The organism is Janibacter terrae (assembly GCF_039636765.1).
Taxonomy (GTDB): Bacteria; Actinomycetota; Actinomycetes; order Actinomycetales; family Dermatophilaceae; genus Janibacter; species Janibacter terrae.
Genome location: NZ_CP144167.1, coordinates 1,786,665 through 1,798,303 on the forward strand (window position 1 = coordinate 1,786,665; position 11,639 = coordinate 1,798,303).

13 protein-coding genes and 1 pseudogene are annotated in these 11,639 nt (G+C 72.6%); 3 read left to right on the plus strand and 11 right to left on the minus strand.

What is annotated here, in order from left to right:
* Positions 1-735 carry a prolyl oligopeptidase family serine peptidase gene (locus V3C34_RS08770; protein ID WP_346006760.1) on the plus strand — a complete coding sequence of 245 codons (735 nt, stop codon included), beginning with the start codon at positions 1-3 and terminating at the stop codon, positions 733-735.
* On the opposite strand, the gene V3C34_RS08775 is transcribed toward V3C34_RS08770, so the two are convergent.
* The 3 genes from V3C34_RS08775 to V3C34_RS08785 form a co-directional block, all read right to left on the minus strand.
* Positions 725-1,948, minus strand: coding sequence for a kynureninase (locus V3C34_RS08775; RefSeq protein WP_338538322.1), 1,224 nt, complete (start codon positions 1,946-1,948; stop codon positions 725-727). The genes V3C34_RS08770 and V3C34_RS08775 overlap by 11 nt on opposite strands.
* Complete coding sequence (gene kynA / locus V3C34_RS08780; RefSeq protein WP_211596787.1) at positions 1,945-2,730, minus strand: tryptophan 2,3-dioxygenase; 786 nt, start codon at positions 2,728-2,730, stop codon at positions 1,945-1,947. The genes V3C34_RS08775 and kynA overlap by 4 nt, the downstream gene beginning before the upstream one ends.
* A gap of 67 nt (positions 2,731-2,797) precedes the next feature.
* Positions 2,798-4,222, minus strand: coding sequence for an MFS transporter (locus V3C34_RS08785; protein WP_245634701.1), 1,425 nt, complete (start codon positions 4,220-4,222; stop codon positions 2,798-2,800).
* 277 nt (positions 4,223-4,499) lie between these two features.
* Here V3C34_RS08785 and V3C34_RS17735 point away from each other — a divergent pair.
* Positions 4,500-4,607, plus strand: a pseudogene (locus tag V3C34_RS17735) (sugar O-acetyltransferase); the annotation flags it as partial.
* A 61-nt stretch (positions 4,608-4,668) separates the two neighbouring features.
* On the opposite strand, the gene V3C34_RS08795 reads toward V3C34_RS17735, so the two are convergent.
* The 6 genes from V3C34_RS08795 to V3C34_RS08820 all read right to left on the minus strand — a co-directional run bounded on the left by V3C34_RS08795 (position 4,669) and on the right by V3C34_RS08820 (position 9,633).
* On the minus strand, positions 4,669-6,000 hold the full coding sequence (locus tag V3C34_RS08795; protein WP_346006763.1) for an MFS transporter: 1,332 nt from the start codon (positions 5,998-6,000) through the stop codon (positions 4,669-4,671).
* Positions 6,001-6,022: 22 nt separating this feature from the next.
* Positions 6,023-6,508, minus strand: a complete 486-nt coding sequence (locus tag V3C34_RS08800) for a DUF411 domain-containing protein (protein WP_346006764.1) — start codon at positions 6,506-6,508, stop codon at positions 6,023-6,025.
* Positions 6,509-6,584: 76 nt separating this feature from the next.
* On the minus strand, positions 6,585-7,178 hold the full coding sequence (locus V3C34_RS08805) for a DUF305 domain-containing protein (RefSeq protein ID WP_068423119.1): 594 nt from the start codon (positions 7,176-7,178) through the stop codon (positions 6,585-6,587).
* A 50-nt stretch (positions 7,179-7,228) separates the two neighbouring features.
* On the minus strand, positions 7,229-7,603 hold the full coding sequence (locus V3C34_RS08810) for a DUF6153 family protein (RefSeq protein WP_346006765.1): 375 nt from the start codon (positions 7,601-7,603) through the stop codon (positions 7,229-7,231).
* Positions 7,604-7,655: 52 nt separating this feature from the next.
* Positions 7,656-8,867 (minus strand): homogentisate 1,2-dioxygenase, encoded by a 1,212-nt coding sequence (locus tag V3C34_RS08815; RefSeq protein ID WP_338538316.1) that lies wholly within the window; start codon positions 8,865-8,867, stop codon positions 7,656-7,658.
* Between the two features lie 88 nt (positions 8,868-8,955).
* Entirely contained in the window at positions 8,956-9,633 is a 678-nt protein-coding gene (locus tag V3C34_RS08820) for an IclR family transcriptional regulator (protein WP_068422079.1), read from the minus strand.
* Positions 9,634-9,854: 221 nt separating this feature from the next.
* Between V3C34_RS08820 and V3C34_RS08825 the strand changes: the two genes are divergently transcribed.
* Positions 9,855-10,193: a hypothetical protein gene (locus V3C34_RS08825; RefSeq protein WP_346006766.1), complete on the plus strand. Its 339-nt coding sequence runs from the start codon at positions 9,855-9,857 to the stop codon at positions 10,191-10,193.
* Here the strand turns inward: V3C34_RS08825 and V3C34_RS08830 are convergent.
* Complete coding sequence (locus V3C34_RS08830; RefSeq protein ID WP_346006767.1) at positions 10,190-11,074, minus strand: MerR family transcriptional regulator; 885 nt, start codon at positions 11,072-11,074, stop codon at positions 10,190-10,192. The two genes, V3C34_RS08825 and V3C34_RS08830, sit on opposite strands and share 4 nt — an antisense overlap.
* A gap of 11 nt (positions 11,075-11,085) precedes the next feature.
* Positions 11,086-11,526 carry an SRPBCC family protein gene (locus V3C34_RS08835; RefSeq protein ID WP_338538314.1) on the minus strand — a complete coding sequence of 147 codons (441 nt, stop codon included), beginning with the start codon at positions 11,524-11,526 and terminating at the stop codon, positions 11,086-11,088.
* Positions 11,527-11,639: the final 113 nt, after the last annotated feature.

Consider the following 11,639-nt stretch of genomic DNA (forward strand, 5'->3'; position numbering starts at 1 on the left):
GTGAGCACCGAGGACGAGACCCTGCGCCGCCTCCAGAGTGACGGAGGCGGCGCAGGCCGCGCCGCCACGGCGTACGGGCCAGGGCCCGACCAGCTCGTCGAGGTCCTCGCACCGGCCACCGCCGACCCGGCCCCGCGCACCCTCGTCGTCGTCCACGGGGGCTACTTCCGCCCCGGAGTGGACCGGGCGCACGCCCGACCCATGGCCGCGGCACTGGCGAGCGCCGGGTGGCGCGTCGCCCTGGCCGAGTACCGTCGGGTGCCCGGCGACCCCGAGGCCACGACGACCGACCTCGCTGCCCTCGACGCCCACCTGCGCGGCGCGGGTCACGACGTCGCCGCGTGGGTCGGCCACAGTGCCGGCGGGGCGCTCGTCATGTGGCGGGTGCTGCAGGCGCACCTGCCCGCGACGCGGGCCGTCGCCCTGGCGCCCGTCGCCGACTTCGACGCCGCCGTCGCGGAGCACCTGGGCAGCGACGCCGTCCTCGACTGGGTCGGCGCGTCGCCCGAGGAGGCCCCCGCGCTCTACGCGCGCCTCGACCCCACGCGGCTGCGCACCGCCGATCCCGTTGCGGTGCAACGGATCCACGTCCTCCACGGCGACGCGGACGGGACCGTCCCCCTTCGTCAGTCGCAGGGGTGGGAGCGCACGGTGCTGCCAGGGGCCGACCACTTCGACCCGGTCGACCCGACCTCGCCGCACTGGCCGGCGGTGCTCGACGCCGTCAGCGGCTGAGCGCCTCGCCGATCCGCAGCAGCGCCTCGGCGACCTCGCCGTACGACGTGCTGAGCGGTGAGAGCCCGAGCCGGATCCCGTCGGGCTCGCGGAAGTCCGGCACGACGTCGGCCGCCCACAGCTCGCGGTAGACCTCGCGGAACCGCGGGTGGCCGATCGTCACGTGCCCGCCGCGGTCGGCGTCCTCCCGCGGCGAGACGACCCGCACCCCGTGCTCGGCGAGGGTGTCGTCGACGGCGTCGATGACGAAGCGTCCGAGACGGGTCGCCTTGTCCCGCACCGCATCCAGCCCCACCGACGCGATGAGGTCGACCGTGTCCTCGATCCCGACCATCCCGAGCACCGGCGGGGTGCCGGAGATGAACCCGCGCATCCCCGCCCCGGCCTCGTAGCCCGGCCCCATGACGAAGGGCTCGGCGTGCCCCATCCACCCCTGGATCGGCTGCCGCAGCGTGCGCTGGTGCCGGGCCGCGACGTAGCCGAAGGCCGGGGCGCCGGGCCCGCCGCCGAGGAACTTGTAGGTGCACCCCACGGCGAGGTCGACGCCCTGCGCGTCGAGGTCGCACGGCAGCACGCCGACGGAGTGGCAGAGGTCCCACAGGACCAGGGCGCCCGCGTCGTGCGCGAGGGCGGTGATCGCCGGCAGGTCGGCGACCCAGGCCGACTTGTACGCGACGTGCGAGAGCAGGACGACGCCGGTGCGCTCGGTGAGCGCGCCGGCCACGAGGTCGGGTGTGACCCCCTTCGCCGGGTCCGGCTCGAGCCACACGAGACGTGCCCCGGTCTCGGCCGCGATGCCTTGCGCCACATAGCGATCGGTGGGGAAGTTCTCCGAGTCGAGCACGATCTCCGGTCGGTCGGGGCCGGCAGCGGCGACGGCCGCGCGCAGGAGCTTGTAGAGCATGACGGTCGTGGAGTCACCGACGACGGTCTGGCCAGGTGCGGCGCCGAGGCAGACCTCGCCGATGCGGTCGCCGAGCCGCAGCGGCAGCTCCATCCACCGCTCGTCCCAGGAGCGGATGAGTCGGTCGGCCCACTCGTGCTCGACGAGGTGCGTGATCCGCTCCGCGGTGGCCCTCAGCGGCCGACCGAGCGAGTTGCCGTCGAGGTAGGCGACGAGGCCCGCGGACGGCAGGTACAGGTCACGGCAGTGCCGAAGGGGGTCGGCCGCGTCGAGCGCGGCGGCCCGGTCGCGCAGCGCGCTCGCGCTCACGAACCGATCTCCGTGCGCACCGCGAAGAGCTCGGGGAAGAAGGTCAGCTCGAGCGCCCGCTGCAGGAAGCCCACGCCGGAGGAGCCTCCGGTGCCGGTCTTCATGCCGATGGTGCGCTGCACGGTCTTGAGGTGCCGGAAGCGCCACAGCTGGAAGTTGTCCTCGAGGTCGACGAGCTCCTCGCAGGCCTCGTAGACGTCCCAGTGGGCCTCGGCGTGCGAGTAGATCTCGGTGAAGACGGCGGTGAGCTCGGGGTCGATCTCGTGGGCGCGCGTGACGTCGCGCGTCAGGACGCGCTCGGGGATCGGGTAGCCGCGGCGGGCGAGGTACCTGAGGAACTCGTCGTAGAGGCTCGGGGCCTCGAGGAGCTCGGTCAGCGCGGCGTGTGCCGCGGGGTCGGCCTCGTGGACCTGGAGCATGCCGGGGTGCTTGTTGCCGAGCGCGAACTCGACGCCCCGGTACTGCCACGACTGGAAGCCCGACGCGTGGCCGAGGTAGGGCCGGAACTCCTGGTACTCCGTCGGCGTGAGCGTCGCGAGCACGGACCACTGGTCGGTGAGCGTGCGCTGGATGTGCTTGACCCGGGCGATGCGCTTGAGGGCGATGCGCATCTCGTCGGCGGCGAGCAGCGCCATCGCCGAGCGGGTCTCGTGCAGCACGAGCTTGAGCCACAGCTCCGAGGTCTGGTGCTGGATGATGAAGAGCATCTCGTCGTGGTGCTCGCTCAGCGGCCGCTGGGCGTCCAGCAACGTCTCGAGCGCCAGGTAGGACCCGTAGGACATCTCCTCCCGGAAGTCGCGGTGGACGCCGTCCTCGATGTCTCGTGTGTTGCCGCTCACCCGACCCACACTAGGGTCTGTCGGCCTCCGTCCCCGTCCCGGTGCCGGACCCCAGGAGCGCGCCGGCGAGCACGCCCCCTGCGGCGATGATGGCCGCCGAGACGAGCATCGCGGTGCGGTAGCCGTCGGTGAAGGCCGCCGGGTCCTCGACGACGCGGCCGGTGAGCCCGGCGAGCGGCGGGATGGCTGCCACCCCGAGGAGCCCACCCGTGCGCGCCACCGCGTTGTTGACCCCGGAGGCGAGCCCGGCGGCCTCGTCCGGGGCGGTCGAGAGCGCGGTCGCGGTGAGCGGCGCGACCATGGCCGAGAGCCCGAGGCCGAAGAGCACCACGCCCGGCAGCACGTCGCGCACGTAGTCGGCGTCGGCTCCCACGCGCAGCAGGAGCAGCACGCCACCGGCCATGACGAGCGGGCCGAGCGCGAGCTGCACGCGCGGCCCGGTGCGGGCCGCGAGCGCCCCCGACCGGGCGGACAGGAGCATCATGAGCACCGTCGTCGGCAGGCTCGCGACGCCGGCCGCGACCGGGCCCCAGCCCGCGACGACCTGCAGCTGCAGCACGAGCAGGAGGAAGACGACGCCCATCGCCCCGTAGACGACGAAGGTCACCGCGTTGACCGTCGAGAAGCTGCTCGAGCGGAAGATCCCGAGGGGGAGCATGGGGGCGGGGGTCCTCCCTTCGTGCAGGACGAAGGCGATGCCGGCGACGACCCCGACGACGGCCGCGGTCGTCGTGCTGCGGTCGAGGCCCCCGTCACCGCTGCTCGTGAGGGCCCATGTGACCGTGGCCAGGGCGGTCACGCCGAGTGCTGCGCCGATGACGTCGAGACGGCCGGGGCGTGCCGTCCCGTGGTCGGCGGGGGCGTGTCGCGCCGCGATGAGCAGGACGAGCACGGCGAGCGGCAGGTTGATGAGGAAGACCCAGCGCCACGACGCGACGTCGATGAGCCAGCCACCGACGAAGGGGCCGATGACGGTCGCCACGCCGCCGTACCCTGCCCAGGCGCCGATGGCGCGCGGGCGGTCCAGCGGGACGAAGGCGGTCTGCAGCATGGCGAGGCTGCCCGGGGTGAGCAGCGCGGCACCGATGCCCTGCAGGGCCCGCGCGCCCACGAGCCACCCCGAGTCCGGCGCGAGCCCGCAGGCGGCCGAGGCGAGCGCGAACCACACGGTCCCGACGACGAAGACCCGCCGACGGCCGTACCGGTCGCCGAGCACGCCACCGAGGAGGATGAAGGCCGCGAGGGTGAGCGCGTAGCCCGTCACGACCCATTGCAGGGTGGCGAAGGGGGCGTCGAAGGTGCGGCCGATGTCCGGCAGGGCGACGTTGACGATCGTCGCGTCGATCATCGCCATGCCGGACCCGAGGATCGTCATGACCAGGATCCAGCGGCCCCGGGCGGAGTCGAGTCGCAGACGTCCGGCAGGCGTGCTCACCGCTCCAGCCTAGGGACCGCAGCCGTGCGATCGTGGGGGCATGGACCTCCACGACCTCATGGCAGAGCTCGACGCCGGGCGCACGATCCCGGGAGGTTCGCCCCTCCACGCCGTCATGCACGAGGCGAGCCAGGCGGCGATGCGCGTGACCGGTGAGCTCAACGGCGGCTACCACGAGCCGGACCGCGTCCGCGAGCTCCTCTCGCAGCTCACCGGTCGACCGGTCGACGAGACGGTCACGCTCTTCCCGCCCTTCACCGCGGACCTGGGACGCAAGGGCGTGGTCATCGGTGACGGCGCGATCGTCGCGGCCGGTGCCGTGGTGACCAAGGACGTCCCCGCCGAGACGATCGTCGGCGGCGTCCCGGCGCGTGTGCTCCGCCGCGTCCCCGGTTGAGGACGGGACGCGGCTGGAGGTACCCGCGAGCTGTGCGGCGAAGGGGGTGTCAGGTGCCTCGTGAGACCTCGGGCAGCCGCGCCGACGAGACGACCCCGAGCACGCCGAGCCCCGCGAGGAACAGGAGCGCCCACTCGACGCCCAGGCCGGCGATCGCCGAGCTGATCCCGCCGACGACGAGGAGCACCAGGCCCATCGCCGAGTTGGAGACGGCCACGTAGGTCGTGCGCCGGTCGCCCTCGGCCATGTCGACGACGTAGGTCTTGCGCCCGACGCGCACGCCCGTGTGCAGCATCGTCACGAGGAAGTAGCTGCCGACGAAGATCGCGTAGGTGAGCCGGCCGTCGCCCTCGAGGTCGAGCAGCGTGACGAGCAGGACGAGTGCCACCAGGACGAGGGAGGCCAGGGCCGCGCCGGCCGTCATCAGCCGACGGCTCGACCGGTCGGCCATCCGTCCGAAGACGCGTCCGCCGAGGAGCGCGGCGAGGCCCGAGGCGATGATGAACCCGCCCAGGCCGGTGAGCGCCGGGGCGCCGGCCTGCACCGCGAGCGCGACGATGAAGGGCGGGCTGAGCGAGGACACGAGCAGGAAGCTGCGGACCGTGACGAAGGAACGGAAGGTGCGGTCCTCGCGCAGCAGGGTGATGGTCTCGACGAACCACCCCTGGCCCGTCGCTCCCTGAGGAGGCCGCTCGCGGCCGTCTCGAAGGGATCCCGGCTCCCGCACGCTCGCCCAGACGGCGGCGACGAGGACCCAGAGCACGGCACCGGCACCGAGGATCGCCGCGAGGGTCCGGGCATCGAGGCCCTCGCCGAGGGCCCGGACCCCGAGACCGAGGGTGATCGCGACGAACCCGGAGGCGGTCGTGGCGAGCCCGTTGATCTGGCCGCGCTCTCCCTTCGGCACGGTCCTGGCCTGGACGTCCTTGGAGGCGATGGAGGTCAGGCAGCGACCGAGGGAGAAGACGGCCAGCGCCGCGACGATGACGAGGCCGGCGACCAGGCCGTGGCCGAGCGCCGCCGTGCCGGCCATGACCGCGACGGCCGCGGCCTGGACCACTGCGCCGGCCGCGACGACGAGCTTGCGCTGCCGGACCCGGACGACGAGCGGTGTGAGGAAGGCCTGGGGGAGCATCGACCCGGACTCGCGGATGGGGACCAGCACGCCGGTGAGAGCGGCGGGCACGCCGAGCGCGTGGAAGAGCCACGGCAGGACCGTGGACGCGTTGACGGCCTGGTCGCCCGAGCTCTGGAGCGCGTTGGCCCCGACGAGGCGAAGGGTGTTGCCCGCCACGTGGCGACGCGCCGCCCCGGGCATCTCGGCCTCGGCCTTGAGGTCCCGCTTGATGAGGCGCGCGTGGAGGCGCTCGGTCGTGGTCACGGGGTCAATGTACGTAGGCCGGTCAGACCTCCTGGTCCGCAGGGCTGGACACCTTCGCGAAGACCCGCGGCTCCCCCTTCGTGATGAGCATGACGGAGTAGGGGTCGAACCGGTCGCCCTGCTCCATCCCGGGCGTCCCGACGGGCATGGCGGGCACGCTCAGGCCGCGAGCCCCCTTCGGCGGGTCGGCGAGGTACTCGAGCACGTGCCGGACCGGGACGTGCCCGACGAAGAGGTGGCCCTCGCGGTGGCGGGCGAGGTGGCAGGACTGGAGGTCGAGCGGGATGTCGTGCTCCGTCCACACCGTCGCGAGGTTGTCGGGGAGCTCGGTGGTGATGGCGAAGCCGTGCTCCTCGGCGTGGGTGACCCAGCCGCTGCAGCAGCCGCAGGAGGCGTCCTTGTAGACGGTCATCGCGAGGCGGTCGACGGGGGTGGTCGGGCCCGAGCAGGCGGCGAGGAGGCCGCCGAGGGGGAGGGCGAGGAGGGACCGGCGGGTGATGGTGGACATGTCGGACCTTTCGGATGACGAAGGGGGTGGGCCCGGCCGGCCGGGCGACCGGCCGGGCCGCGGTGGGGAGAGCAGGTCAGAGGGCGGTGCGCATCTTGCGCATCTTCGTGATCTCGGCCTTCTGGTCGGTGATGACGTCCTGCGACAGCTCGAGAGCAGCGGGGTTCTTCCCGTCCTTGCGGTGCTGCTCCGCCATGTCGACGGCGCCCTCGTGGTGCTCGATCATCTGGTCGAGGAAGAGCCGCGAGGCGCTCGCCCCGTCGGAGTCCTCGAGCCTGGTGATGTCCTGCTCGCTCACCATGCCGTCCATGTGCCCGCCCTCCATGGGCATGCCGGACCCGTGATCCATGGGGTGGCCCCAGTCCTTCAGCCAGCCCTCCATCGTGGTGATCTCGGGGCCCTGGGCCTTCTTGATCTCCCGGGCCAGCTGCTCGACGTCCGGGTCGACGCCCTCCTTGTCGAGGACGATGTCGGACATCTCCACGGCCTGCTGGTGGTGCATGGTCATGCCCTGGGCGTAGGTGACGTCGGCCTGGTTGAACTGTGCGGTCGTGCTGCTGCTCGAGGCGGTCCCGGTGTCGGGACCCTCGTCGGACGAGGCGCAGCCGGTGAGGACGAGAGCGGCCGTGGCCGCGCTCGCCAAGGACGTGATGAAGGTGTGCTTGCGCATGGGTGATCGCTTCCTGACGTGGGGTGTGTGGTCGGTGACGGACGCGTCGATCACGTCCGGCTGATGCACAACCTCGTCAGGGAGACGCCGGGGATGTCACCTGGGGCGGCGACGGGGGAGAGGGACTGCGGGGACCGCAGCCACGGCGGCTGCCAGGGCCACGCAGCGCGACCACGTCCGGGCACGAGGAGGACCAGGGACAGGAGGACGAAGAGGCACATGGCCGTGGCGGCCGTGCACGTGTCGCTCCCGTCCGGCGCGTGGCAGCCGGGCTGGTCCACACCGACGTGGGCGTGGACGTGGGTGGCGCTCGTCCCGGCCGGCGCGGTCGGGGAGTGGTGGCCGACCGAGAAGCCGTGCATCGCGAGGATGCCGGCGATGACGGCCACGGCGAGCCCGAGCAGGAGGCGCCGGTCCGTGTTCACGCCTCCCAACTTACCCCCCGAGGGTATCGGCGGTGCGAGGGCCCCCGTCAGGTCACCGACCACCCAGCCAGCGCCCACCGGTCCACGATCGGGCGTAGACGCCGTCGTCGACGGCGATGCCGGCCTCGCCGAGCTCGAGCGGGCGGAAGGTGTCGACCATGACCGCCGTCTCGTCGAAGTAGTCCGCCCCGAGCGATGCCTCGACGGCACCCGGCTGGGGGCCGTGCGCGTGGCCACCGGGGTGCACGGAGATCGAGCCCTTGCCGATGCCTGATCCCTTGCGGGCCTCGTAGTCCCCGTCGACGTAGAACATGATCTCGTCGCTGTCGACGTTGGAGTGGTAGTACGGCACCGGCACCGCGAGCTCGTGGTAGTCGACCTTGCGCGGGACGAAGTTGCAGATGACGAAGCCCTGCCCCTCGAAGACCTGGTGCGCCGGCGGCGGCTGGTGCACCTTGCCCGTGATCGGCATGTAGTCGCGGATGTTGAAGGTGTACGGGTAGAGGCACCCGTCCCAGCCGACGACGTCGAAGGGGTGCTCCGGCACCGTGTGGATCGTGCCCGACATGCCACTCGGCCCGCGCCCACGGTGCTTGATGTGGACGTCGACGTCCTGCTCCTCGACGAGCAGCGGCTCCGTCGGGCCGTGCAGGTCGCGCTCGCAGTAGGGAGCGTGCTCGAGGAGCTGGCCGTAGCGGGAGAGGTAGCGCCTGGGCGGGGCGATGTGGCTGCTCGCCTCGATCGCGTAGAGCCGAGCGGTCTCGCCGGTGCGCAGGACCCAGCGGTGGATCGTGGCGCGCGGGATGACGACGTAGTCGCCCTCGGTGGCCTCGAGCGCACCGAACTGGGTCTCGAGCAGCGCCGACCCTCGCTCGACGTAGACGCACTCGTCGCCGATGGCGTTCTTGTACAGGGGAGAGGTCGCGCCGACGTGGGCGTAGGAGAGGCGCACGTCGGCGTTGCCGAGGACGAGGCGACGGCCGGTCACCGCGTCGGTCGTCGCGACCGCCTCGTCGGCGAAGAGGTCGTGGAGCCTCAGGTGCCGGGGGAGGAGGGGCTCGTTGGGCACGAGGGTCTGGTCGGGCAGCTCCCACGGGCGGGCGTCGACGATGCCCGAGGGGATGTGGCGGTGGTAGAGCAGCGAGCTGTCGGAGGAGAAGCCCTCCTCGCCCATGAGCTCCTCGGACAGGATCCTGCCGTCCGTGTCCTTGAAGAGGGTGTGCCGCTTGCCCGGCACGGGTCCGACCTGGCGGTAGTGGGCCATGGTCACTCCTAGTGCGTATATCGCACACAGTTGTGCGCTCAGCGCACACGCTATCCCGTGGAGGATGTCCGGTCAAGGCTCGAGCCGGTCAGAAGAGGCGCGTGATCGCGGCCCGGGACTCCTGCAGCAGGGGCACGAGCATCGCGACGTCGAGGTCGTCGGGGTGGCCGAGGGCGATGAGGCCGATGGCGCTCTCCACCTCGGTGGCCGAACCGTGGCCGGTGCCGAGCGCGAGGCCGGCGGTGCCGGGCTGCACCTCGCCGCGGGAGATGGAGTACCCGTCCTCGCGGGCCGTGCGCACGGCCGCGGGGTCGTCGTCCCTCGGCGGCCGCTGGGCGAGGATGGCCAACCCGTCGGCGCCGAGGTCGAGGGGGTGGCGCGTGCCCACCCGGTAGCTGATGCCGATGGATCCTCGGGCAGACGGCTCCGCCACCGCGATCGCGACCGACTCGTCCCCGTCGGCGATGGAGACGAAGGCGGTGAGGCCGCTGCGGTCGGCGAGCTCCTGGACGACGGGTTGCGCCGCCGAGCGGTACTGCGCCATGAACCTGCCGGCCACCACGAGGGCGCCGCTGCCGAGGCGGTAGAGGCCGTCGCCCCCCTTCGTCACGAGGTGGCGGTGCTCGAGCGTGGCGAGGATGCGGTAGGCGCCGGCGCGGTGCACCCCGAGCTCGTCGGCGAGGGCGGCCGGCGAGACGCCACCCGTGCGTCGCGAGACGATGTCGATCGCCTCGAGGCCGCGGTCGAGCGTCTGGAGGGTGCTCATGGCACCGGGAGTCTACGCAGGCGAAGGGAGTGGGTCCTGCGTCGTGGGGCGTTGTCGGTGGTCGCTGTCAGTGTGTGAGGAGTCCACACAGGACACCGCAGGGGAGCGAGGGACGCTCGTACCGGCAGACGGGGAGGTCTGCCGGTCGAGTCCTCGCCAGCCCCACCAACACATCCGGGGGGATGACTTTGTTCTTCAAATCCTTCATCAGGTCTGCCGTCGTGGCATTCGTGGCCGCTCTCGTCGGCGGGGTCGCCGTCCTGTCGACCCAGGTGGTGCAGGAGACGCCCGCGGTGGAGTTCACCACGGCCGGACCGAGCACGGTGGCGCCTGCCGTGCCGGCGGGCGCACTCGAGGCGGCCCACGCCCACGCCGAGGCGCACGGCCTCACCGACTGCGTCGACCCGGCGCACGCCCGCCTCGACGACGTGATCCTCACGGTCCCGGCTGACCCGGGCGCCGAGGTGGTCATCACGCCGGTGGGCTTCGACGAGGCGCTGGACTCTGGTGCTCTGGGCCGGTGGAACCTGTTGGCCTGCAGCGCCGGGGAGGGTCGCTAGTCGGTGAGCGAGGCCACCACGCGGGTGGCGGCGGCCGCGATGTCGTGCCCGAGCGCGGTGGCCTGCGCGTCGTCGAGCTCGGCCTGGGCACCGCCCCCGACGAAGACGACGAGCCCGGCATCGACTCCGCGCAGCGCCTGGATCACCTCGCGCGCGGCGGGCACGTCCTGGGCCCTCGGCACGGCGAGGACCGCGCACTCGGCCCCGTGGGCGTCGAGGGCCGCCCGCCAGGCCGGGGCCGGCAGGTTGGGGCCGAGGTAGGCGACGTCGACGCCGAGACGCCGCAGGGTGACGGCGAAGGCGAAGATGCCCAGCTCGTGGTGCACGCCCGCCGGCAGCCCGACGAGGACGCGCGGACCACCCGGGCGGCTGGCGGCGGCGTCGAAGGCGGCGGCCAGCCGACGCAGCACGGCGTGGGCGACGAGGTGCTCGCCGGCGACGGAGATCCGCCGGTCCGCCCAGGCCCCGCCGACCGCCTCGAGCGTCGGCATGAGCCAGTCGTCGACGACGGACTCGAAGGAGGCCACGGCGAAGCGCTCGTCGAGGACCCGGGCGACCGCAGCCGGGTCCATCGCGGCCGCAGCGTCGAGGAGGTCGCTCGTGGCATCGGCCGGCGTCCGCGAGGGGGCGGGGAGTGCGGGCGACGACGGCGCGACCTCACCGGCGTGGCGCCGCCCGACCTCTGCCGCTGCGGTGCTCGCGGTCCAGCCGTCGGCGACGAGGGCTGCCATCTCACGGATCCGGTCGACGGTCTGCTCGTCGTAGAGGCGGTAGCCGGACTCGGTGCGCTGAGGATCGACGAGGTCGTAGCGGCGCTCCCAGGCGCGTAGGGTCGCCGCCGGGATACCGGTCAGCTCCGCGGCGCGCTTGATCGTGTACATCGGCGAAGTCCCTACTGCAGCCGGGGCAGGATGCGGGCGAGCGCCTCCTCGGCGTCGTCCCCGAGGCCCTCGAGCGAGCCGCGCAGGAAGGGGGTGGCCAGCCGGGCCAGTCCCTTGAAGGTGAAGTCCGCCTCGTAGACGAGCACGCTCCCCGAGCCGTCGGCCGTGGGGCTGATCGACATCGTGTCGCGCGCGACGACGGTCGAGTTCTCCCCGCGCATGACGACGAGGCGGTCCGGTTGCAGGTCGACCGTGACGTAGGTCAGCTCGGTCTCGCGGCCGCGGAAGACCGAGCGGTTGTGGTACCGGCTGCCGATCCCGCCGTCGCCCTCGACGAGGGTCGTCGTCACCGTGCCGGGGTCCCACTCCTCGCTCGTGGTGAAGTCGGAGAGGTAGGCGTAGACGGTCGACGGGGCGGTGCCGGGGACCTCGATGGTGCGGGTGATCTTCATGGTGACCTCATCCTTGGACAAACATTTGACAGTGGCTCGAGAGCGATCCTAACCTTTGGACAAAGGTTGAACAATCCTTTGGCGGGGTCAGCACCGAACACGTCCTGCCCCGT

What these genes read in the sequence shown, in the direction of transcription:
- V3C34_RS08830 (WP_346006767.1), bottom strand. Translation starts at nt 11,074, where the DNA reads ATGTACACGATCAAGCGCGCCGCGGAGCTGACCGGTATCCCGGCGGCG.
- V3C34_RS08800 (WP_346006764.1), bottom strand. Translation starts at nt 6,508, where the DNA reads ATGTCCACCATCACCCGCCGGTCCCTCCTCGCCCTCCCCCTCGGCGGC.
- V3C34_RS08815 (WP_338538316.1), bottom strand. Translation starts at nt 8,867, where the DNA reads ATGGCCCACTACCGCCAGGTCGGACCCGTGCCGGGCAAGCGGCACACC.
- V3C34_RS08820 (WP_068422079.1), bottom strand. Translation starts at nt 9,633, where the DNA reads ATGAGCACCCTCCAGACGCTCGACCGCGGCCTCGAGGCGATCGACATC.
- kynA (WP_211596787.1), bottom strand. Translation starts at nt 2,730, where the DNA reads ATGTCCTACGGGTCCTACCTGGCGCTCGAGACGTTGCTGGACGCCCAG.
- V3C34_RS08835 (WP_338538314.1), bottom strand. Translation starts at nt 11,526, where the DNA reads ATGAAGATCACCCGCACCATCGAGGTCCCCGGCACCGCCCCGTCGACC.
- V3C34_RS08805 (WP_068423119.1), bottom strand. Translation starts at nt 7,178, where the DNA reads ATGCGCAAGCACACCTTCATCACGTCCTTGGCGAGCGCGGCCACGGCC.